This window comes from Sporosarcina sp. P32b (assembly GCF_002743335.1).
Lineage (GTDB): Bacteria > Bacillota > Bacilli > Bacillales_A > Planococcaceae > Sporosarcina.
On the sequence record NZ_PDZB01000002.1, the window covers coordinates 67,196 to 88,339 of the forward strand.

The 21,144-nt window shown below is 38.8% G+C and carries 25 protein-coding genes; 21 read left to right on the top strand and 4 right to left on the bottom strand.

Features of this window, described 5'->3' with window-relative positions; genetic code table 11:
• Positions 1 to 20 precede the first annotated feature (20 nt).
• Together CSV64_RS01945 and CSV64_RS01950 are read left to right on the top strand one after the other, a co-directional pair.
• Positions 21 to 446, top strand: coding sequence for a hypothetical protein (locus tag CSV64_RS01945; protein WP_099633380.1), 426 nt, complete (start codon positions 21 to 23; stop codon positions 444 to 446).
• Between the two features lie 166 nt (positions 447 to 612).
• Positions 613 to 1,209, top strand: a complete 597-nt coding sequence (locus CSV64_RS01950) for a CPBP family intramembrane glutamic endopeptidase (protein ID WP_199168381.1) — start codon at positions 613 to 615, stop codon at positions 1,207 to 1,209.
• A 423-nt stretch (positions 1,210 to 1,632) separates the two neighbouring features.
• Here CSV64_RS01950 and CSV64_RS01955 read toward each other — a convergent pair whose 3' ends face one another.
• Complete coding sequence (locus CSV64_RS01955) at positions 1,633 to 2,025, bottom strand: DUF1259 domain-containing protein (protein ID WP_099633381.1); 393 nt, start codon at positions 2,023 to 2,025, stop codon at positions 1,633 to 1,635.
• 421 nt (positions 2,026 to 2,446) lie between these two features.
• Between CSV64_RS01955 and CSV64_RS01960 the strand changes: the two genes are divergently transcribed.
• The 6 genes from CSV64_RS01960 (at position 2,447) to CSV64_RS01985 (ending at position 8,361) form a co-directional block, all read left to right on the top strand.
• A complete protein-coding gene (locus tag CSV64_RS01960; RefSeq protein ID WP_099633382.1) occupies positions 2,447 to 3,406 on the top strand; it encodes an urea transporter in 960 nt (319 codons plus the stop codon).
• A 101-nt stretch (positions 3,407 to 3,507) separates the two neighbouring features.
• On the top strand, positions 3,508 to 5,088 hold the full coding sequence (locus tag CSV64_RS01965) for an ABC transporter substrate-binding protein (protein WP_233190389.1): 1,581 nt from the start codon (positions 3,508 to 3,510) through the stop codon (positions 5,086 to 5,088).
• The gene (locus tag CSV64_RS01970) at positions 5,078 to 6,046 is read left to right on the top strand and encodes an ABC transporter permease (RefSeq protein WP_099633383.1); all 969 of its coding nucleotides are present in this window, start codon (positions 5,078 to 5,080) and stop codon (positions 6,044 to 6,046) included. The genes CSV64_RS01965 and CSV64_RS01970 overlap by 11 nt, the downstream gene beginning before the upstream one ends.
• Positions 6,047 to 6,859, top strand: a complete 813-nt coding sequence (locus tag CSV64_RS01975; protein WP_099633384.1) for an ABC transporter permease — start codon at positions 6,047 to 6,049, stop codon at positions 6,857 to 6,859.
• Complete coding sequence (locus CSV64_RS01980) at positions 6,852 to 7,601, top strand: ATP-binding cassette domain-containing protein (RefSeq protein ID WP_099633385.1); 750 nt, start codon at positions 6,852 to 6,854, stop codon at positions 7,599 to 7,601. The genes CSV64_RS01975 and CSV64_RS01980 overlap by 8 nt, the downstream gene beginning before the upstream one ends.
• A gap of 13 nt (positions 7,602 to 7,614) precedes the next feature.
• A complete protein-coding gene (locus CSV64_RS01985; RefSeq protein ID WP_099633386.1) occupies positions 7,615 to 8,361 on the top strand; it encodes an ABC transporter ATP-binding protein in 747 nt (248 codons plus the stop codon).
• 196 nt (positions 8,362 to 8,557) lie between these two features.
• Here CSV64_RS01985 and CSV64_RS01990 read toward each other — a convergent pair whose 3' ends face one another.
• Positions 8,558 to 9,388 carry an aldo/keto reductase gene (locus tag CSV64_RS01990; RefSeq protein WP_099633387.1) on the bottom strand — a complete coding sequence of 277 codons (831 nt, stop codon included), beginning with the start codon at positions 9,386 to 9,388 and terminating at the stop codon, positions 8,558 to 8,560.
• A 48-nt stretch (positions 9,389 to 9,436) separates the two neighbouring features.
• Positions 9,437 to 10,648, bottom strand: a complete 1,212-nt coding sequence (locus CSV64_RS01995) for an MFS transporter (RefSeq protein ID WP_099633388.1) — start codon at positions 10,646 to 10,648, stop codon at positions 9,437 to 9,439.
• Positions 10,649 to 10,824: 176 nt separating this feature from the next.
• Between CSV64_RS01995 and CSV64_RS02000 the strand changes: the two genes are divergently transcribed.
• The 13 genes from CSV64_RS02000 to CSV64_RS02065 all read left to right on the top strand — a co-directional run bounded on the left by CSV64_RS02000 (position 10,825) and on the right by CSV64_RS02065 (position 19,914).
• Complete coding sequence (locus CSV64_RS02000; RefSeq protein WP_369823480.1) at positions 10,825 to 11,184, top strand: winged helix-turn-helix transcriptional regulator; 360 nt, start codon at positions 10,825 to 10,827, stop codon at positions 11,182 to 11,184.
• A gap of 39 nt (positions 11,185 to 11,223) precedes the next feature.
• Positions 11,224 to 11,871, top strand: coding sequence for an O-methyltransferase (locus CSV64_RS02005; RefSeq protein ID WP_099633389.1), 648 nt, complete (start codon positions 11,224 to 11,226; stop codon positions 11,869 to 11,871).
• A 214-nt stretch (positions 11,872 to 12,085) separates the two neighbouring features.
• Entirely contained in the window at positions 12,086 to 12,559 is a 474-nt protein-coding gene (locus tag CSV64_RS02010; protein ID WP_099633390.1) for an RrF2 family transcriptional regulator, read from the top strand.
• 34 nt (positions 12,560 to 12,593) lie between these two features.
• Positions 12,594 to 13,562, top strand: a complete 969-nt coding sequence (locus tag CSV64_RS02015; protein WP_099633391.1) for an LLM class oxidoreductase — start codon at positions 12,594 to 12,596, stop codon at positions 13,560 to 13,562.
• A gap of 22 nt (positions 13,563 to 13,584) precedes the next feature.
• Positions 13,585 to 13,800, top strand: coding sequence for a DUF896 domain-containing protein (locus CSV64_RS02020; protein ID WP_085130816.1), 216 nt, complete (start codon positions 13,585 to 13,587; stop codon positions 13,798 to 13,800).
• Between the two features lie 30 nt (positions 13,801 to 13,830).
• The gene (hslO, locus tag CSV64_RS02025) at positions 13,831 to 14,694 is read left to right on the top strand and encodes an Hsp33 family molecular chaperone HslO (RefSeq protein ID WP_099633392.1); all 864 of its coding nucleotides are present in this window, start codon (positions 13,831 to 13,833) and stop codon (positions 14,692 to 14,694) included.
• Between the two features lie 241 nt (positions 14,695 to 14,935).
• The gene (locus CSV64_RS02030) at positions 14,936 to 15,244 is read left to right on the top strand and encodes a DUF3784 domain-containing protein (protein ID WP_099633393.1); all 309 of its coding nucleotides are present in this window, start codon (positions 14,936 to 14,938) and stop codon (positions 15,242 to 15,244) included.
• 166 nt (positions 15,245 to 15,410) lie between these two features.
• Positions 15,411 to 15,812, top strand: a complete 402-nt coding sequence (locus CSV64_RS02035; RefSeq protein ID WP_099633394.1) for a disulfide bond formation protein DsbD — start codon at positions 15,411 to 15,413, stop codon at positions 15,810 to 15,812.
• Positions 15,813 to 15,884: 72 nt separating this feature from the next.
• Positions 15,885 to 16,355 (top strand): hypothetical protein, encoded by a 471-nt coding sequence (locus CSV64_RS02040; RefSeq protein ID WP_099633395.1) that lies wholly within the window; start codon positions 15,885 to 15,887, stop codon positions 16,353 to 16,355.
• A 383-nt stretch (positions 16,356 to 16,738) separates the two neighbouring features.
• Positions 16,739 to 17,188 carry a hypothetical protein gene (locus tag CSV64_RS02045; protein ID WP_143565190.1) on the top strand — a complete coding sequence of 150 codons (450 nt, stop codon included), beginning with the start codon at positions 16,739 to 16,741 and terminating at the stop codon, positions 17,186 to 17,188.
• A gap of 431 nt (positions 17,189 to 17,619) precedes the next feature.
• Complete coding sequence (locus CSV64_RS02055) at positions 17,620 to 18,858, top strand: NADH:flavin oxidoreductase/NADH oxidase family protein (protein WP_099633398.1); 1,239 nt, start codon at positions 17,620 to 17,622, stop codon at positions 18,856 to 18,858.
• Positions 18,859 to 19,200: 342 nt separating this feature from the next.
• The gene (locus CSV64_RS02060; RefSeq protein WP_099633399.1) at positions 19,201 to 19,428 is read left to right on the top strand and encodes a DUF3953 domain-containing protein; all 228 of its coding nucleotides are present in this window, start codon (positions 19,201 to 19,203) and stop codon (positions 19,426 to 19,428) included.
• 39 nt (positions 19,429 to 19,467) lie between these two features.
• Positions 19,468 to 19,914 carry a hypothetical protein gene (locus CSV64_RS02065; protein WP_099633400.1) on the top strand — a complete coding sequence of 149 codons (447 nt, stop codon included), beginning with the start codon at positions 19,468 to 19,470 and terminating at the stop codon, positions 19,912 to 19,914.
• 88 nt (positions 19,915 to 20,002) lie between these two features.
• Here the strand turns inward: CSV64_RS02065 and CSV64_RS02070 are convergent, their stop codons facing one another.
• Positions 20,003 to 21,061: an acyltransferase family protein gene (locus CSV64_RS02070; RefSeq protein WP_099633401.1), complete on the bottom strand. Its 1,059-nt coding sequence runs from the start codon at positions 21,059 to 21,061 to the stop codon at positions 20,003 to 20,005.
• Positions 21,062 to 21,144 lie beyond the last annotated feature (83 nt).

Consider the following 21,144-nt stretch of genomic DNA (forward strand, 5'->3'; position numbering starts at 1 on the left):
AAAGAGCTGGGGGGAATCCTATGAAAGTAAAAGCAACCCTAATTATATTGGTCACTTTTGCAAGCCTATTCGGAATTACGGCATGTGTATTCTATAATAAAATATCTGTTTATGAAGCAGGAATGGAGAATGGGATTCAAGATATGTTAAGGGATAGTGCGCTCTTTTTTGAAAATGAAGAGTACGAAAAAGATTATGTAGCACCATTATATACATTGTATGGATATACGGAAGTGCAGTATAACTATATGCGTATGACAACAGATTCTGAAATGTACACGGTAGCACGTATTGTGAAGGAATTTGTTGATCCTGATTTATATGCACAGTTATCAGCTGAACAAAAATCGAAAACAGCACAATATTTACGTCAACTCGCTAATGATGAACCGATCGATTTTGAAAGAGAATTATTACCGTTTTTGAACGAGTTGTCAGTGAAGTAATGAACCCCTCGTTTTTTAAGAAATGAAATATATTGATTACGAAGACTGTCTTAATATTTGAAACGTTATTGTTCTGTAATAAAGCTACTTTGTTGAGCTGATGAAGTAGTGTTAGGTATTTACACTATCCTAGTTTTATTTAAGACATCAAGAAAGGACGTCATATATGGATCATGTGAAGGGTAGTTCAGAAAATAAAAAGTCTGAGTTCAAAATCAAAAACGCAATTTCTGTGTTTTCTTTGTTTACATTCATTTGTTTTGCTGTTATCTTTGCATTTGTGATTTTCGATGTACTCGCAATTCAAAACGTACTTTCCTTTGACAAACCAATAGAATCTATAATTATTTCGGTTGTTTCTTCTTTTGCTTTATTAGTTTTTGGGGTCATCTTAGCCTTTGCTATTCCTTCAAATTACATTGACGACACCAATAAAACCTATCAAGACAATTCATTGTCAACTATTATTATTTTCATGTTTATAGCGGCATTGTTTGAGGAGATATTATTTAGAGGCATTATTCAAAACCTGCTTTTCATAAGTACAGATGTCCAATGGATTGCGATTGTATTAACAACTTTATTGTTTATGATCTTTCATGTCCAGTACTTTAAAAAGCCTACGATGTTAGTAACGATCTGTATCCCAAGTCTAGTTTTTGGTTGGATATATTTTGAGACAAACAATATCTTAGTTCCAGTATTTGTTCATTTTACTATGAATACTGGGATGACCATTTTATTCAAATATAAAATATTGTGATGTGTGAAGTAGGTTGTTTTCCAGTCAAAGAACTATATAGATGCCGAAAGTTTTCAGAGTGTCTAATTTCAAGAATACGATTATTCACTTTGCTGCTCGTAGACTAGTCCTCTACTAATCCATAGTAGATGATTGCAGTATATTCGCCATTAATTGCTATTGCAAATATCGTTTACTACTTCCGTTTTTGCGGAAGGCTGCATACATTTTTTGCATTACTCCTTTGCAATAAAGTATAAGTAAACCATTTTGTGGGCCTCCGTATAGGAATGTAAATCTTGTTACGCAGTTCGAAATATAAACCGCCAACAGACTGCTGATCGCAGACGTTCAGCAGTCTTAACTACAGTGGTTTTGTAAATATCAGCAGAATTCGCATTCTAGGAAATCAAAGAAGAGTAACATCATGTAGAGGTTCTTATGTTAATGCTTCAAGACACTAAACGCTTCTGCGAATTTTCTGGCGAAAGAAAGTGGTGGCTCAACAGATTGGACATGAACATAGAGAATAGTTGGGTTAGTGAAAACCCAATGATTATGAATCGCGCTTACGATTAACCCGTTTCTAGTGAGAGCATAAATAAATCCGGGCAATTCTTCTTGAAGTACTACTACTTCTGCAAGATTGAGTGCATTTCCTTGAGCATCCAGTGATTCAAATGTCATTCCAGCTGGAAGTGCACTTTTACTTTCACGACCTTGTATAGTCAAGTGAAAGTTTCTACCTATTTCTACAGTGCAGATACCTTTTTCTATTTTAGGCTTTCCGTTAACGATCTGGGCATATTGCTGGCAAAGATTCTGTAAGTATTCCATTTATAGACACCCCGCTTTCCCTTGAAATCTGTGAAGGACAGAAGAAGCATAGATTAAAAATCAATACTCGGGTCATTCCATCTACTATCACGTGTTTTGTACCATCATCTTTTAAAATCCTATATCCTTACACACTCTTACGTTATGGGCATGAACAGACAAATGAATCTTGTCCAAGAAATTTAAAGCATAATACGATTATGATGAGCAATAGCCGGAGACGTTCTATTTCATAAAATCATATGTTTTAGGAAGTATATTTTATACACTCGCTCAGTTGAACGCGCAAAAAAGTGCATTGAATGTATAAGAACTTGACCATTGGCTATAAACTTGATAATTGGGTAATTAATTCACTTCATAACAATGCCATAACATTTGAATCAGCAGATTACTACAGTAAACGAAGTAGGTGAGGAATATGGGAGCGGAAAAAAGAGCTAATCAAAAGATGCAGATGATAAAAGAAGGAAGTTTCACGACTTTTCTTAAAGAATCCATTAAAGGAATATCTCAAATCATTTATATCGAAAATACGATAACTGGCCTTCTGATTTTATTAGCTATTACAGTATCGTCACTTTCATTAGGCATCATTGCCCTTTTATCCGCTATGATTGGTACGCTAGTTGCAAAAATAGGCGGCGCGGATCAAACATTGGTCAGTAAAGGTTTGATGAGTTATAACTCTGTGCTTACCGGATTAGTGCTACAAACATTTTTGACCGGACCTACTGCCTGGATCGTGGCATTGGTAGGAGCAGCGGTCACTGCGATATTTACAGCTACACTTATGTATTTCTTAGGCCGCCTCGGCATTCCAATCCTGACCTTACCATTTATTTTATTCACTTGGTTTACATTGCTAGCATCCTATAAGCTTGATAGTATCAAGTTAAGTGATTCACTTTCTCCTCAGAGTTTAGCTAATTGGGAATTGCATATAGAAGGCAAAATCAATCTACTCCAAGCAACTTTCAATGGGATCGGTCAAATCTTCTTTCTCACAGATACTTTACCTGGTCTTTTATTATTCATTGCAGTATTTTGGGCTAGCAGGAAAATGGGCATATATGCGGTGATTGGTAATGTGGTGGCATGTGTTACAGCTCTTGCTTTAGCCGGAGAGCATACGCTGATCATGTTAGGTTTATATGGGTACAATGCTATTTTAACCATTCTAGCCGTAACGGTCGTGTATAACACGAAGGAAAATCGCTATGCACCTATTACAGGTGTGGTGGCGGCCTGTATTACAGTCCCGCTCATGGCGAGTGTTAGTATTTGGTTATTGCCGTTAGGACTGCCCGCATTGACGATGCCATTTGTATTGAGCACTTGGTTGATATTAGGCGCTAGAAAAGTTCTACCTAATTTGTAATTCGTCTATAATGGAAATTTAAACCGTTATACAGGACAAATGTAGACGAACATGAAATAATTGTGAAATGCAGAAAATATTACACTATAAAGGAGAAATCAATGATTATATTTAATAAGAAGTTACTTGTACTTTTCATGGTACTTGTAGTAATTGTGGCAGGATGTAGTAAAAAAGAGGATGTAAAAGAATCAACTCCGTCTAATGAGAATCGCCTCATTTATGCTTCTGAAGAAGAGTTCGAAGGGCTTAACCCGATCCTCGAAGAAACGAATCTAGATGCACTGTTGTTTCGTGGAATCATGCGATTTGATGAAAGTAATAAGGTAGTTACGGATATCGCAGATTCTTATGATGTGTCAGAGGACAAACTTACGTATACGTTTAAGCTAAAAGAAGGCATTACATTTCACGACGGGGAAGAACTTACAGCAGATGATGTAGTGTTCACGATTGAGAGTATTATGGATGATCAAAACGCGTCATTTTTGAAATCTGATTTTGAAGAAGTGGCATCTACTAAAACGCTGGATGACTATACCGTCGAAATTACATTAAAACAGCCATTCACACCGTTACTAGACAAGTTAACGGTACCGATTCTTCCGAAACATGCATTTGAAGGAGTCGATATGAGAACAGCTGACTTTAACAGCCAGCCGATTGGTGCAGGGCCATATATGTTTGATAAATGGGATCGTGGCAATTCATTGACCTTACAAGCATATAGTGAATTTTTTGGAACAAAGCCTTCGATTGAAAAAGTAATATTTAAGTTTATTCCAGATAGTAATGTCCGTGCACTTCAGTTGAAGTCGGGCGAGGTGGATGTTGCATTGTTGGATCCTGTACAAGTTGAAAACTTAGAAAGGGAAGAGAACTTAACTATATACGATATAGAATCAGCGGATTATCGTGGCATTTTATTCAATATGAATTTGGACCTTTGGAAAGATGTCAATGTGCGTCGTGCATTTAGTTACGCAACCGATCGAGAGCAAATAGTAAAAGGCATATTAAAAGGACATGGTTCTGTTGCCTATTCACCATTGCAAAATCATGAGTTCAATAATGACCAAATTGAAAAGTACACATATAACTTAGAGAAAGCGAATGCGCTTTTAGATGAAGCGGGTTGGAAAGAAAATGAGGATGGTATTCGTTCTAAAAACGGAGAAAAACTATCATTTACGATTACTGCGCCTGCAAGTGATACTGTTCGAGTGAACATGGCAAATTATGTTGCCGAAGGATTTAAAGATATTGGTGCGGATGTAAAAGTAGCAGCGCTTGACTGGAGCGCGATTACGATAGAAGACGCAGATGCGTTTATGGTTGGATGGGGCAGTCCGTATGATGCAGATCATCATACACACCTATTATTCCATTCGGATGAATCGAGCATAAAGAGCTCCGGTTATAACTATGGTAGTTATTCAAATGAAAAAGTGGATGAACTGCTTGCGAAAGGACGTACAACAACGGATCCGGAAGAACGTAAAGCAATTTATATGCAGTTCCAAGAAGAACTTGCGAATGATCCGGCATTTGACTTTATTGCCTACGAAAATGCAGTGTATGGGATAAACAAAAATGTGAGTGGTGTGAAAGAACGAACGCTAGGTCATCATGGATCTGGTTTCCTCTGGAACGTCGAGGAGTGGAAGTGGAATGATCAGTAAATGGGTTGGGAAGCGAATGGTGATGGGGATTGTGGTCCTCTTCATCGTTAGCTTCCTCTCTTTTTTCATTATGCAAGCAGCGCCTGGAGATCCTGCTACTGCTTTCTATGGAGGCAATGCGCAAACGTTAACGGCAGCCGAAAAAGAACGCATTACCCGTGCATACGCATTAGACCGTCCAGTTGCCGAGCAATACCTTGCATGGCTAGGTGAGACAGTCAAAGGGAATTTAGGAACGTCCTCTAAAGAAGGCAGACCTGTTTCTGAGATCATCATGGAAAGGCTACCGAATACGTTGCTGTTATTTAGCGTAACGATGTTTTTCATTGTCATAGGTTCCATCTGGTTAGGCACAGTGGCGGGTATGAGGGCAGGTTCTATTTGGGATAAAGGACTTTCCACATTTAGTATCGCGACGTCCTCCATACCTGCCTTTTGGCTTGGTATTTTGTTCATCTACTTCTTTGCTGTAACTCTAGGGGTTCTTCCTTCTTCTGGATCTAGCGATGTAGATGGGAATGGCGGTGTTGTAGATAAAGTCCGTCACCTTATTATGCCCGCTAGCGTGCTCATTGTAACCCATGTGGGAATTTACGCTCGTTTTCTACAAGAAAGTATTAAGATAGAAAACAGTCAATACTATGTGAAAGTTGCACGCGCAAATGGAGTTACGGAGAGGTCTATTCGAAAGGGGATAGTGCGCAACGCGTCCATTCCTTATTTGAATTACATCGCTATAACCATTCCTTCGTTCTTTGGTGGATCAATTATTGTGGAATCATTATTTGCTTGGGCTGGAATAGGGCAATTGACGGTCAAGGCAGTCGCAACAAAGGATTTCCCTTTATTAATGGGCAGCATTATGGTGACGGGTGTTTTAGTCGTCGTGACACTATTTATTGTCGATCTCATTATGTACGCTATCGATCCAAAGTTGCGCAAAGGGGGCGTTCGCTAAATGAAGTCACGGAAAACACTTTGGTTTTGGTGTTGCCTTCTAGGATTGATTGTCTTTTTAACGGTGTTTTCAAGCCTCCTTGCCCCATTTAGTCCAAATAAAATGAATATGGAAGAAGTATATAGTGCACCGAGTAGTGAGCATTGGTTAGGAACGGATCATTTAGGCAGAGATGTTCTATCACGTTTACTAGAAGGTGGGAAAGTAACGCTAGCTGTAGCAAGTAGTTCGGTTATTTTGTCACTCGTCATTGGAGTTGTCTATGGCGGGATTAGTGGCTATTTCGGCGGAGTGATCGATACCGTTATGATGCGGTTGTTGGAAGCACTCATTACCATTCCTTCCCTAATTATTATTTTGGTGTTTCAAGCAATCATTCAAGGCGGGATGTGGGGCATGGCACTACTCATTGGATTGACGGGGTGGCTTGTCACCGCAAGGATTGTGCGTTCCGAATTCATTCGGCTCAAAGAAGAAGAATTTGTTAAAATGGCCAATATGTTTGGGACGCCTGTTTGGAAAATACTATGGGGTCATTTGCTGCGCAACAGCATACCCGCTATATTTGTCGTGACGCTATTTAACTTTGCTGGCGCGATATTCATGGAAGTATCGCTGAGCTTTCTCGGCATCGGTATACCTCCAGCGATTCCTTCTTGGGGGAATATGTTGTACTACGCGCAAAACGATATTTTAATTGGCGCGTGGTGGATTGCATTATTTCCAGGCATTATGATTTTCTTGACTATTCTCGCTATCAATTTTATTGGAGAAGCGTGGAAGAATCCAGAGAGGAGGCGTGTCAATGATTGAAGTGAAAGATCTATCGATTGAAATAAAAGATCAGCATATTACGAAGCACATCGATTTCACAATACGGCGCGGTAAAATTACGTCTTTGATTGGTGAAAGTGGTAGCGGAAAGAGCATGACAGTATCCGCTCTGCTTGGCTTGTTGCCTATAGACGCAAAAGTAAGCGGATATGTCATGTACGAAGGTCGAAACATATTGGATGCGTCTGTTCAGGAGATGGCAAGCCTAAGAAGACAAGATATTTTCACTATATTCCAAGACGCCTCGAACAGTTTTAATCCGTCCGTGAAGCTGGGGCATCAACTGTATACATTTTCGGGAGAACGTGTCGGGGATACGTTAGATGTATTCAATGAGAAAATGCATGTGATTTTAGACCAGTTGGGCTTAGCTTGGGAAGTTGTCGAGCAATATCCTTTTCAATTATCCGGTGGAATGTTGCAAAGATGTATGATTGCGTGCGCATTTTACGTGGAACCGGCTTTACTCATTGCGGACGAGCCCACATCGGCACTCGATATGGTACTTCAAAAAGAATTCATTCAATTGTTAATTCGTCTGAATGAAGAACGGGGTACGACAATTCTCCTCATTACTCATGACCTCGACATCGTCGCTGAAGCCGCTCATGAGATGGCGGTTATGCAGCAAGGAACTATCGTAGAAATGGGGACAGTGGAAACGGTTTTCTCGAATCCTCGTGATGCTTATACGAAGCGATTGTTGGAGAGTAGATTTTAGGGGTGAATAGCAGATGTTAGAAGTATCAAATGTTTCGAAAAGTTATTTTAGTGGAAGCCAGACGAAAAAGGCGTTGAATGAGATTGACATGACTGTAAGTAAAGGGGAAGTCGTGGGGTTAGTAGGAGAGAGTGGTTGTGGAAAGAGTACGCTCTCTCGTGTCGTGATGCAACTTGAATCTGCAGACGAGGGCTTGATTGCATTCAACGGTCAACTAGTCACACGAAAAAACCGGAAGTCATTTTATCAAGCGAGCCAATTAATTTTTCAAAACGCATCAGCAGCACTTAATCCTTCATGGACGGTCCACGAAATTTTGCTAGAACCTCTCCGTACGATGAAAGGAGATCGTGAAGCGCATATTCGACGAATGCTTGCAAGAGTAAAATTATCGGAAACCCATTTACATAGATATCCTTCAGAATTGAGTGGTGGTGAGCAGCAACGTGTCAATCTGCTTCGCTCATTGTTAGTTGAACCTGACCTGCTTATTTGTGATGAAATCGTATCCAATTTGGATCGATTGATTCAAAGAGAAATCATTGACCTGCTTCTTGAGCTGAATCGAGAAATGGATATGTCGATTTTATTCATTGCGCATGACTTACAAGCAGTCATGTATGCATGTGATCGAATTTATGTTATGAAGGATGGCCGAATGGTAGATGAAAGTGTGAAAAAGGATGGAGTATTTCACTTTTCCCATACGTATGCAAGGCAACTATTTGATTCTGTTCTTGGTAGTCGAATGAAGAATTAAAATACTTTTGACAAACCATCATGCTTGATTACTTATTTCTAGACTTTACACGATAAAAAACCTCCTTACCTTACGTAGGGAGGTTTTGTCGTTTAGTTGCAGAATCGGATTTCCAATGGAAGTTATGATGCTCCCTAATGCTCGGATAATTTATGAATACTGTACGAACCGCAATTCGGACAGTATTCATTTTTGATTATGAGAAATCGAAGTTGTCAGGATCTGGTCCGATTCGCTGATCTTGATTTAATTTATTGATTTGTTCCATATCCTCTGAAGTGAGTTCGAAGTTAAACACATCCGCATTTTCAGCAATGCGATGGGCTTTCGTTGATTTTGGAATTGAGACTACACCATTTTGTAAATCCCAACGCAAAATTACTTGGGCTACGGATTTGTTGTAGCGGTCTGCGATTTCTTGTAATTCAGCATTCTCTAGTAGCTCACCTTGCATTAGTGGTGACCACGCTTCCATCTGGATGTCGTGCTTTTGGCAAAATGCCTGTACTTCTTTTTGGGATAAACGAGGATGGTACTCGACTTGATTGATCATTGGCTTTATTTTTGCATCTTTCATTAATTCTTCTAAATGATGCGGCTGAAAATTACTTACGCCAATCGCTTTAGCTTTTCCTTCTTCGTACAAGGTTTCCAATGCGCGCCACGCTTCTTTGAATTGTCCTTCTACAGGCCAGTGAATAAGGTATAGATCCAAGTAGTCAAGACCGAGTTTAGTAATACTCTCGTCAAAAGCTACAAGTGTTTTTTCATATCCCAGTTCGCTATTCCATACCTTAGACGTGATGAATAATTCTTTCCGATCCACTTGTGCTTCTTGTATACCTTTACCTACGCTGCTTTCATTGCCGTAAATCGCGGCTGTATCGATACTACGGTAGCCGTGCTCAATTGCAGTTTTCACTACGTTTACGAGCTCTGTACCTTCTTCCACTTTAAACACGCCAAGACCAAGCCAAGGCATTTCTACCCCGTTAGATAGTGTAGTTGTAGATTGTAAGTTTTTCATATAATTTCTTCCTCCTTCATAGTGTTGGATAATCGTGCATCATGCTTTTCACATCACCTCCTTCATTGCAAGTACTGTTACATTGTCTTTACGCTCTAGCAAACGGCTAATGCCTGTCAAGATAGCTGCGAACATCACCATACTTGCGCCAATCCAAGGTGTATGAATAATACCGATCGAATCCGTGACCACACCACCGAGATACGCACCAATAGCGATACCCGCATTAAAGGCAGCAATATTTATAGCGGAGGCTACGTCGACTGCACTCGGAATGAATCGTTCCGCTAAGATGACGACGTATACTTGAAGTCCTGGAACATTCATAAAAGCAAATATACCCATCAGTATAATGGTTATTAAGCCCGCCACTTTAAATGGTGCAGTGAATGTTAATACGAATAAAATGATGGCTTGTGCGATAAACATATAGAACAGAGCATTTATCGGATTTTTATTGGACAGTTTTCCACCAATCATATTTCCTATCGCAATTGCGATCCCATAGACTAGCAAGATGATTACAATCGTGCTTTGCTTAAATCCGGTCACTTCAAGCAGTAAAGGAGATAAGTAGGTGAACACGACGAACGTTCCGCCATAACCTAGGGCAGTAATAGCGAACACTATTAGTAAACGACTATTCGTCAGGAGTTTCGCTTGATCTTTCAATGTAGTTGGTGCGCTCTGTCGTAAATTTGAAGGAACTAGGAGGCTGTTTGAAATAAGCCCAATCACACCTATAATCACAATTAAAACAAAAGCAGCACGCCATCCTACCTGTTGACCGATGAATGTACCAAAAGGAACGCCTGTAATCGTAGCAACTGTTAATCCCGTAAACATGATGGAGATAGCACTTGCTCTACGATTTTCTGGCACTAAATCCGCTGCGATTGTAGCACCAATAGACATGAACACACCGTGTGAAAATGCGGATATGATTCGTGCAAACAGTAATACGCTTAGACTTGTTGCGGCTGCGGCTATACTGTTTCCGATAATAAATATGACCATGATCCAGATTAAGACGGACTTTCTAGGTAACCTAGAAGTTAAACTAGTGAGGATTGGAGCCCCGATCATCACCCCTACAGCATATAAGGAAATAGTTAATCCGGCTAGTGAAACAGAAATATCTAAATCTTGAGCGATGAGTGGTAATAATCCGACACTCACAAATTCGGTAGTACCTATCGCAAATGCACTGATAGCTAATGCAAGCAATGCAAATGTACTGCGTTTTTTATCAATTGACATCTTCTCACGTTCCTCCTACTAATAAGTTGCATGCAATATTCATGGCATCAATACGTTTGATGTAGTGAAGTGTACCTGCAAATGTTAGTATGAAGTATAGAAATCTAAAAGAGAAGTACGCACTTTAAAGTAATGTAGGCACCTTTTAGTACCTATCAATAGTGGAGGCGATAGAAATGGGCAAAATATATAATATTAGTGTGGAAGCAACATTGGAAGTAATAGGTGGTAAGTGGAAGTGTGTAATACTTTGTCATTTGACACATGGTAGAAAGCGGACGAGTGAATTAAAACGATTGATGCCGAATATTACACAAAAGATGTTAACTCAACAATTACGTGAATTAGAGGCGGACGGTGTGATTAATAGAATTGTCTATAATCAAGTGCCGCCTAAAGTAGAGTATGAATTGAGTGAATACGGCCAAAGTTTAGAAGCTATTTTAAGCTCGCTATGTGCATGGGGAGATATGCATATTACAAAAGTGTATGGCGATAAATCCAAAGTGCTTGCGGAAAGTGTGTTAAATGAATAATGCTGGATTTCATTTACTAGTTGGAGGGGAAGTTATTTAATGAAAAACATTAACCAATATATTGACCAAACTTTTGTTTCAACTGATCAAGTTCTCGATCGTGTGTTATTCTCCATACAAGAAAATGGTATGCGTTCGATCTCGGTTTCTCCAGCGTCAGGCAAAGCATTAACGATGCTCGTTTCGATGACGGGCGCAAAAAATGTTCTTGAAATAGGTGCACTTGGCGGATATAGCGGTATTTGTCTTGCGAGAGGATTTGGCGATGAAGGACATTTGACTTCGCTAGAATTAGAGGAGTCATTTGCGACGTTAGCGAAATCTAATTTAACGAAGGCAGGATTTGGTGAACAAGTGACGTATAAAACTGGACCTGCTGTAGATAGCTTAGAAGCGTTAAAAGCGGAAGGGAAAACGTTCGATTTCTTTTTCATTGACGCGGATAAGGAGAGTTACCGAAACTATTTAGACGGTTGTTTAGAGCTAGCTGAGCCGAATGCGGTAATTGTAGCTGATAATGTATTGGCGGGCGGTTCGGTAGCGGACTCGTCCATCCTAGGCAAGCAATACTCGCAGAATATGAGGAAGTTCAATGAATACACAGCACAGCATCCTCAGTTGATGTCCATATTGTTGCCGATTGGTGATGGATTGACAGTATCGCAAGTTAAATCAGTACGCTCATAGTACTAAAAGACATAGCTAGCAAGCAGATGGTATTTTACCATCTGCTTGCTAGCTTTTTAATTGATACTATAGATTGTAAACACTCTTTATAAGGAGCGAAGTTGAAAACTATACTTAGTTAAAATCCTGTGTTATTATAAAGAGGATAATGATTATCCATGATAGTAAAGTTGGAATTGTCAATTAAAAAAGAGTGAGAAAAGGTGATGATGTAATGCAGATGAAAACCGGAGTGGAACAATCTTTATATGCCATTCTTATCCTGAACATGCTACCGGATCGTGCGGTATTACCAGGGGAAGCTATTAGTCAACAACTTCACGCATCGCCTACGTATACCCAAAAAATCTTACGGAAATTAGTCAGCGCGGATTTAATCACTTCTGTTCCTGGAGTGAAAGGTGGATTTAAGTTAACAAGAAAGCCTGAAGAGATTCGTGTCTACGATATATATTTAGCGATCGAAGGCAAACAGTCACTCTATTCTCCAAGTGGTGTGTTTCATGACATGCTTAATTTAGAAGAAGATCGAGACTGCGCATTAACTGCTTTAATGGCAGAGGCGGAGAATTCTTGGAAATCCATTCTAAAACGCGAAACGGTTGCGTCACTTTATGAAGAAATCAATATAGAATATAATCCGAAAGTACAAGCACTGCAAAAATGGCTAAAAGAAAAAATGGTGTAAGTCCCAGTAGGATAGCTAGCTAGGTGGAGTGATGATGAATATATTTCAAGCGCATCAAGGATTTGCTAGAACGTTTAAAGAAAATAAGTTAACACTTGGCCTGACATTTCCTATGGATCAAGTTGCCGATTATCGTATGCCGATGGATATAGCTGAGCAAATAAAGCTTGCGAAACAAGCTGAAGATGCAGGCTTTGCAGCATTATATGTAAGAGATTCACCTCTTTTCGATCCGAACTTCGGGGATGCCGGCGTCAAGCATGATCCATTTCAACTTCTCGCATATGTAAGCGCGCATACAAGCGAAATCGCGCTGGGTACGGCAAGTGTCGTCACGACGTTGCGGCATCCGCTTCACTTGGCGAAGTCAGCTGCTTCATTAGATGATTTATCTAACCAGCGCTTATTACTTGGTGTTGCCACTGGTGATCGTCCGATTGAATTCCCAGCATTTAAAGTGAACCGAGATCAACGTGATGAACTGTTTAGAGAGTCTGTAGACGTAATGAAAACAATATGGAAAGAATCTTTCCCTACAATCCAGTCTGAACGTGTTGGACTCGAAGCAGGCGATGTGATTCCCAAGCCGCCATTGTCTAACATCCCGATTTTAGGTACCGGATATTCTGGACAAACGATAGAATGGTTAGCTGAAAATACAGACGGTTGGATGTTTTACGCCCAAGAAGCCAATCGCCAACAAGAGCTGATTAAGCTTTGGCGTCAAGCGACAACTGAATTTAAACCGTTCATACAGCCTCTAACTATTCATTTATCAGAGAAACCGAATGCGTCGCCTAGACCGATTCCAATAAAAGTCGGCTTCACATCCGGTCATCAGTTTTTAATCGATTATTTGTATGCACTGCAAGATATAGGAGTCAATCATGTCGTTCTTGCGATCCGTAACGAGGACCGTCCGGTAACAGAAGTGATACAGGAGCTACAAGAATTTGTCGTTCCGCATTTTAGTGCACATAGTAATCTACGTATACGTAAATAATAAATGAAAATGAGGGATTTACATGATCAATCAATTAGGTCGTATTAATGAATTAGCTAAAAAACAACGTGAAGAAGGCTTAACCAATGCCGAAGTAGTCGAGCAAACAGTATTACGTCAAGATTACTTGCGTGAAATCCGCGGACAAGTCATCGGTACATTTTCAGGTTTAACAGTCATCGACCCGCTTGGAAATGATGTCACACCCGAAAAATTACGTGAAACAAAGCTAAACTAAACGTGTAGCGCTATAGAAAGGGTGTATAGAATGAATGATTATTTAGTAAAAGCAGTGGCGTATCAAAACCAAGTGCGCGCGTACGCGGTGAATTCGACTACAACTGTAGCGGAAGCACAGAGACGGCACGCGGCTTGGCCAACAGCTGCAGATGCCCTTGGACGTTCAATGACTGCCGGTTTAATTCTTGGCTCTATGTTAAAGGGCGAGGAGAAAATATCAGTGAAAATTAATGGTGGCGGCCCACTCGGTACAATTATTGTGGATTCGAACGCAAAAGGTGAAGTTCGAGGATATGTGTCGCACCCCCAAACTGACGTAGAATTGAACGAAGTCGGAAAGGCAGTCGGAACGAATGGATTGCTAACAGTTTCAAAAGACGTGGGGCTAACGTATCCTTTCGTAGGACAAATCCCTCTCATTTCCGGGGAAATTGGAGAAGACTATACATCATATCTTTCTAAATCTGAGCAAACCACATCGGCAGTTGGAGTTGGCGTGTTAGTAAATCCAGATAATACGGTGAAAGCCGCAGGTGGTTTTATTATTCAACTCATGCCAGGCGCAGATGAAGACGTGATGAGTAAGATCGAAGAACGCATGAAAGTAATTGCGCCACTCTCTTCCATGATCGAGGAAGGCAGTACACCTGAACAAATACTCGAGCACGTGTTAGGTTCGGAACATGTTACCGTGTTAGAAAGTATGCCCGTTCAATTTCAGTGTCAATGCTCTGTAGAGCGCATCTCTAATGCAATTATCAGCTTAGGCAGCGAAGAAATTCAAGACATGATTCAAACGGATGGACATGCCGAAGCGAATTGTCATTTCTGCAATGAAACCTATCACTTCGATACCGAGCATTTGGAAGCGCTGAAAGAAGTCGCTTTATAATAAAAAAATGAGCACGTGTGTGAGAAACGAACATGTTTGTGTAAACATTCATGAATGTTCTTATACGGGTGTTTTTTAGATTGATTAAATGTAGGTACTGTGTTTGGACACGGAAAATAACTAGACTTTTATAGCATCATACAAAATAATTCATTAATCGAACTATTTCATGAAGGAATGAAACCTTTAAAACATTCATTCGTATGTAAAGTAAGAAAGAATATCGAAGCGAGGGATCGATATGATAATAACGCTACTAATTATTGGAGGATTTATGGGGTTAGGAATTATATTTATGAATGGCAAAGGTTCCATCCTGATTGCGGGCTATAACACTATGTCTCCAGTTGAAAAAGAACAGTATGACGTGGTTGCACTCTGCAAATTCATGGGTAAGATGATGTTCGCATTGTCGTTTAGTATGGTTTTTTGGTTACTCAGTGATGTGTACAATAACAACTCGTTGTTCTACTTTGGTCTAGTTTTATTTATAGCCATCGTCGCATTTATGCTTATTTATATGAATGCAGGAAACAGATTTATAAAATAGGGAAATCTCTATTTTAATAGTTACATGGGCGCAACCCTGGCACGAAGTATGCAAAAATTCATAAGATCTTAATAATGGGAAGCGAACTTATTATATTAAACTAATGCCTGTTCAATAATTAGATCCAAATAACGCTATAACTTACTTACGGAAGGCTGGTGTTTAGATGAATAAAAAATTGTTTAACACCATGGGATGGATATTGCTTTTAGGAATAGGGGTTTTCTGGATCGCATTTGGTTATACAGGTTGGTTTTTATTATTATTGCCGTTAACTACTCTTTTCTTTTCCATTTCTGATGGTAGTATTAGTAAAATGAAAAATATAAAAAAGATTAAAGTTTCACAAATTATTTTAATCTTGATTGCATTTATTATCGCAGTAGGTATTGTGTTTGGTCTTATTCAACTAGCAAATATCTTGATTAATGACGTGTTGGGCTTAACTGGATGGATCAAGACACTTAGTCAGTTTATAGCTATTATACTTTCGTTAATTCCTATTCAATTAGCTTTTGGTAGTGTGATTTATAAAGTGATTGGTGATGTGAGTTCTACAAAGGTATAATAAATCTTTAAAGATTCCACTCCAGCATCAGGTGTTTTTTTAGAATATGCGCACAATATGAGGAGTATGGTGATGGAAACGGAAGTTTTGTATTATAAGAAACTTGAAGGTACAGTACTAGCTATTGATTATATAGAGTGGGCTTTTACTATGTTGCACAATCGAATGTCTACGCCATCTTTGAATATACTAGTTTCTCTAACAGAACCCTTGAATATATTTGAAGTAGAAGAGTACTTTAACAGAGCTTTATATGAGCTAGACATTACGGAACCCTCTTACGATGATAGTGCCAAACACTATGTACGATATTTGTTGAGACAAATCGTGGATGATCCAGGCTTAGCAATTGATAATGCTAATGAGGTGTACACAATTGCCCGAGATCATTTCCTTGGTGAAGAACACGATCGTTGGTATGAAGTAAGTGAGTTAATAGATGATTTTCTATACGGTGATAATAGTATAACCATCACTCGAGCATACTTGACCCAATTGATTGTGCAAGTATCCAAGCAACAAGTAGATAATCACGCCTTTTAAAGTAAACCAATGTTTGATTGTGGAAGTTTATGCTGCCTTTCTAAAAGGTAGCTTTTTTATTTACAAAAGTAGTCATTATTAGAAATGAATGAAATGATTATACTGTTTTACCAATTCTATATTCTTTGTTATTGTAAAAGAAGATTGCATGCTCAATGAATAAGTGTAGAAGTTAGTTATTGGGAGAAATTCATGAGCGAGTTAAAACCAAATATGATTTGCAGATTTGTCGGGAGATACGATTAAAGTTTTATTATAAGCTTGTTGATCGTTCCGTTGCCGAATACAATTCATGAATTTGAAATGGAGCTAAGTTGACTAAAAATGAAGATTGAAGATTGAAGATACCTTTTATAAAACTATATATTGAGTGGGGTGAAGTAATGGATCGGATTAAGGTAGGAAGTTATGTACTAGAAATAGATGTAAACCAAACAAGACAATTTTATGAAAAGCACCATTTTATCACAGAAGATTGTGACTGCAATTATTGCGCTAATTATATTTTAGCTTGTGACACATTCTCATCAGAAGTCAAACATTTATTTAATATACTGGGTATTGACCCCCGTAAAGAAGGTGAGATTTCCGAGTATATAGAAAATGATGATGGTACACATCTATATAGCGCACTTTATCATATTGTCGGTAAAATTATTGATAGAACGGAATTACAGCAACTGACAAATAGTGAAAAAGGAGTTTCGATACCTAATTGTGATGAGGTCGAAATAGATTTTAACGAAAAGGATTTAGATTTAGTTCCAGACGACTTTCCTAAGCCGACTGTTCAATTTGAAATACAATTAAATATTCCGTGGTTGTTAAGATAAGTAATGAAATCCGTCTATTCAATTTATTGGTAAAATAGACCATATCTGTTTCCAGAGAATTAAAATACCGCTATTGAAATCAGTAAAGAGGGAGCGGTGTGATGAAAATACTCAATATAGCATTACCAATCACAGTCATACTTGCAGGTATCATTATGCTAGTTACAAAAAGATTTGAATATATGATTTATTATGTATTGTTACTTGGCGGTTTTACTCTATTTACATCCATAAGAGATATACGTAAAAAAGAAGATGAAGCTCAAGCTTACATGAATATCATAATTTTTGTACTACTTCTAATTCTATACATCTTTATTTTTGTATTAAACTAAACTACGCAATTATTGAATAAAGCTAGTTCACCAAAAATAACTTGATGTCATAATGGCTTTTCTATAATACTTGAAAAATAAGGAGACAAACGATAAATGAATCAATCAAAGTCCGTGTTGAGTAATGCTCTACACCTTCCAAATGGAACCATCATTAAGAATAGAATATTTAAGTCTGCCATGAGTGAAGCTTTGGGGACGTCTCATCAAAATCCGAGTCCGGCCTTGGTGACTTTATATAAAACGTGGGCTGACGGGGGCGCTGGTCTTGTTGTAACAGGTAACGTTATGATCGACCGAAATGCTTTAGGGGAGCCAAATAACGTCGCAATAGAAGATGAACGGGATATGGAGATGTTAATGAAGTGGGCGAAAGCGGGAACTGAAAATGGAACCCACTTGTGGATGCAGCTGAATCATCCAGGAAAGCAATCACCGAAATTGATTTCAAAAGAACCTGTAGCCCCGAGTGCAGTGCCTCTTACAGGTGGGTTACAACGTTTCTTCAAGGAACCACGTGCTCTTGTGGCGTCAGAGATTGTAGATGTAATTAACCGATTTGGAGAAGCGGCGAGAATTGCGAAAAAAGCAGGCTTTACAGGTGTTCAAATCCATGCAGCACACGGCTATCTCGTTAACCAATTTTTATCTCCTTACCATAATCAACGTACAGATGAATGGGGCGGAACGTTAGTAAATCGAATGAGATTTTTGGAAGAAACGTATAATGAAATCCGTAAACAAGTAGGAAGTTCTTTTCCGATCGGTATTAAACTTAACTCTGCGGATTTTCAAAAGGGTGGATTCACTGAAGATGAGTCTATGGAAGTTCTTCAAAAAATGTCCGAAACAGGGATGGATCTCATTGAAATTTCTGGTGGAAATTATGAAAATCCGATTATGATGGGGACAAATGTAAAAGAAACTACAATCAAACGTGAAGCATATTTTATGGACTATGCTAAAAAGGCTCAAAAATTAATCTCTACACCTATAGTAGTTACAGGCGGCTTTCGTACACAAAAAGGGATGGAGGAGGCGGTTGCGAGTGAAGAAATTGATATGGTTGGCGTTGCAAGACCTTTTGCCTTAGTGCCGGACTTAGCAAACAAAATCTTTACTGGCAGTTATGAAACCGTTGATGCAAAACCAATCCGAACGGGGATCAAACTACTAGATAAGAGTGCTTCCTTATTAGAGATTGGTTGGTATGAACAGCAGTTAGCAAGAATCGGTAAATCTAAATCTCCAAACCCTAACCATAATGTTTGGATATCTTTACTACAAAACCTTATAGGGAATGGCCGTAGTGTATTTTCAAAAAGACGCGCCTAGACGATTTCATAGTGGGGTGTAGTTTTTACCTATTCAAGAGTAATCGATATAAGAAATAACATAAGACAGATGGATTATACTTGTCTAATAAATTTCTAGAAAAGAAGTGGTATGTAAAAATGACGAAAAGAAAATTATACTGGACGCTGCTCATTCCTAGTATTTTTATATTTGCGATAGCAATCATTTTATTACCTGATAGCAAGAAAAATTATGCAGCATGTATCCCTTTTTTATTTTGGATTGTAAATTATAGTGTAATGAAAATCATGAAAATTAATACTTGAAATGATAAAGTGATCTATTATTTAGATCCGATTCTCAGATGGAGGTTTTTACATAGTGAATATACTAATTGTTATATTAGGAGTCATAGTAGCTTCTGTATCGAGTTATAGTTTACTGACCGGTGAAAATGTTACTATGCCGTATGTGCAAATTCTTTTGGCCGTAATGCTTGTACTTTTGGGTTTCAGTCAATTAAAAGAAAAAAGAAAAGGGTTAGCGATATTTCTTTTCTTTGCAGCTGCATTTAGCATATTCATAAACATCACCATCTTATTAAGATAATCGGCGTATGGAATATACTAACAGAAAGGAGGTGGAATGATGGAGTACTGGGATATAACGGAGAACCCTACAGATGATGTATATAGAAACCTGATCAACGTGCTTTGCGGTCATTCGGATTCATTTTATTTCGTGACACGGAAAGAACTTACTTATGATCAAGACATACTGGACCAATTCAAACCGTACACTTCGGAAACTTATAAAACGAATGAGTGGGCGAATACAATGACAAAAGGTCCGGCCGCAACCGTCTATATGATGGAATCAAATGAAAAAACATGCGAGTTATTAAAACGCCACGCCAATACTTTGTACGACTGGGTAGCTCCTCATTTACCTGAAGATTTAACTTTTATGAAGAATGGTTTTGCTTGGTTTTCCTGTACGACACATGAAGAATATAGCGGGTTTTCTATCCGCTCCGATTACTACAAAAATATAATGTGTGCTATTGAAGGTTTGAAAATACAAAAGTCCGAGTAATTTATAACTGTATTTATAAAAAAACACCTGTGCCACAAACAAACGTGAATGTGTAACCATTCATGAAAGTTTCGTGCACAGGTGCTTTTTACGTCATGGCGCGATTTGTAGTGGCCTTTTTCTGTGAAAATCCACCGAGGAATAGCTTTCCATGTGGTAGAAACTTTTGGATAACGATCGAAACTACTATGGGAACAAACAAACCGAATGCGGTGAACCCAACAATACCATATGTAAAGTAGTCATTTAATAAAATATCTGTAAAGATGTGCAAGTACATGATAGTTAAAGAATGCTTTTCGATCCTTTGTAGCCAATTTAAAGATGATTTAGCCGCTATGAGTTGGAATGCGCCAACTAACACAACTGTGAAAGAAAGCGGGATGATCAAGTCTAAAACGAAATGGTCATAGCGTAAAAACTTCATACTCAAGTGATAGTCAATGACGTTATACTGATCGAGTGCTATCGCCGTTCCACTAACGAGCAACCCTGCGATTAACCATTTCATCGGAATATTCATCCAAAAACTCTTCAAATAATAGCCAAGTGAAAAATAGACGACTGCCATCAGTGCGACATCGATGTTCCAAATCATCGGAATCGTTTGCGCCGCAGTAGATGGAGCACCGCCAATGACATGCATCGCGAACAAACTTTCCAAGTGAGCGATACTATAAAAAACAGCTAAAATAATGAGTTGTTTTGTGCGGTTAAAGTATTTTGTCATCCATAAGAAAAACAAATATGTAAAGAATAGCGTCGTGACAAACCAGAATACGCCATAGGCACCGCGTACAAAACGTCCCCCGACTACAAGTGTCCACATATCGTTTACATACCATGACAAGTCTGTATTACCCGAACCAATCTCTATCCCGTAACGGATCAGCGTAATGCTGACGAGGAAAAATAAATAAGGAACGATCAACTGCATAAATCGTTTTTGAATCGAGATTTTCATTAAACCCTTTTCAACTACGGGCTTAAAAAACAGTCCGCTTAAAATGAAGAACGCCGGCATGTGAAACCAGTAAATATACTTTACGAGTGGGACATCTAACTGTCCAGGATAATGTCCAATGACGACAAGAATCATTAAAAAACCTTTAGTGACATCTACCCAGGTTAAACGTTTCTTATTCATAATCAGGCTCCTCGAGAAAACTATCGTATATTCATTGTACAACCTTTCGACAGCTTTGAAGGAAATGTAACAGAATTGACTTG

Coding starts and splice junctions, on each gene's coding strand:
- CSV64_RS01970 (WP_099633383.1), top strand. CDS start 5,078: ATGATCAGTAAATGGGTTGGGAAGCGAATGGTGATGGGGATTGTGGTC.
- CSV64_RS01995 (WP_099633388.1), bottom strand. CDS start 10,648: ATGTCAATTGATAAAAAACGCAGTACATTTGCATTGCTTGCATTAGCT.
- CSV64_RS02030 (WP_099633393.1), top strand. CDS start 14,936: ATGATAATAACGCTACTAATTATTGGAGGATTTATGGGGTTAGGAATT.
- CSV64_RS01965 (WP_233190389.1), top strand. CDS start 3,508: ATGATTATATTTAATAAGAAGTTACTTGTACTTTTCATGGTACTTGTA.
- hslO (WP_099633392.1), top strand. CDS start 13,831: ATGAATGATTATTTAGTAAAAGCAGTGGCGTATCAAAACCAAGTGCGC.
- CSV64_RS01975 (WP_099633384.1), top strand. CDS start 6,047: ATGAAGTCACGGAAAACACTTTGGTTTTGGTGTTGCCTTCTAGGATTG.
- CSV64_RS02040 (WP_099633395.1), top strand. CDS start 15,885: ATGGAAACGGAAGTTTTGTATTATAAGAAACTTGAAGGTACAGTACTA.
- CSV64_RS02005 (WP_099633389.1), top strand. CDS start 11,224: ATGAAAAACATTAACCAATATATTGACCAAACTTTTGTTTCAACTGAT.
- CSV64_RS02010 (WP_099633390.1), top strand. CDS start 12,086: ATGCAGATGAAAACCGGAGTGGAACAATCTTTATATGCCATTCTTATC.
- CSV64_RS01980 (WP_099633385.1), top strand. CDS start 6,852: ATGATTGAAGTGAAAGATCTATCGATTGAAATAAAAGATCAGCATATT.
- CSV64_RS02020 (WP_085130816.1), top strand. CDS start 13,585: ATGATCAATCAATTAGGTCGTATTAATGAATTAGCTAAAAAACAACGT.
- CSV64_RS02070 (WP_099633401.1), bottom strand. CDS start 21,061: ATGAATAAGAAACGTTTAACCTGGGTAGATGTCACTAAAGGTTTTTTA.
- CSV64_RS01955 (WP_099633381.1), bottom strand. CDS start 2,025: ATGGAATACTTACAGAATCTTTGCCAGCAATATGCCCAGATCGTTAAC.
- CSV64_RS02035 (WP_099633394.1), top strand. CDS start 15,411: ATGAATAAAAAATTGTTTAACACCATGGGATGGATATTGCTTTTAGGA.
- CSV64_RS01945 (WP_099633380.1), top strand. CDS start 21: ATGAAAGTAAAAGCAACCCTAATTATATTGGTCACTTTTGCAAGCCTA.
- CSV64_RS01950 (WP_199168381.1), top strand. CDS start 613: ATGGATCATGTGAAGGGTAGTTCAGAAAATAAAAAGTCTGAGTTCAAA.
- CSV64_RS02000 (WP_369823480.1), top strand. CDS start 10,825: ATGGGCAAAATATATAATATTAGTGTGGAAGCAACATTGGAAGTAATA.
- CSV64_RS02015 (WP_099633391.1), top strand. CDS start 12,594: ATGAATATATTTCAAGCGCATCAAGGATTTGCTAGAACGTTTAAAGAA.
- CSV64_RS01990 (WP_099633387.1), bottom strand. CDS start 9,388: ATGAAAAACTTACAATCTACAACTACACTATCTAACGGGGTAGAAATG.
- CSV64_RS02065 (WP_099633400.1), top strand. CDS start 19,468: ATGGAGTACTGGGATATAACGGAGAACCCTACAGATGATGTATATAGA.
- CSV64_RS01985 (WP_099633386.1), top strand. CDS start 7,615: ATGTTAGAAGTATCAAATGTTTCGAAAAGTTATTTTAGTGGAAGCCAG.
- CSV64_RS01960 (WP_099633382.1), top strand. CDS start 2,447: ATGGGAGCGGAAAAAAGAGCTAATCAAAAGATGCAGATGATAAAAGAA.
- CSV64_RS02045 (WP_143565190.1), top strand. CDS start 16,739: ATGGATCGGATTAAGGTAGGAAGTTATGTACTAGAAATAGATGTAAAC.
- CSV64_RS02055 (WP_099633398.1), top strand. CDS start 17,620: ATGAATCAATCAAAGTCCGTGTTGAGTAATGCTCTACACCTTCCAAAT.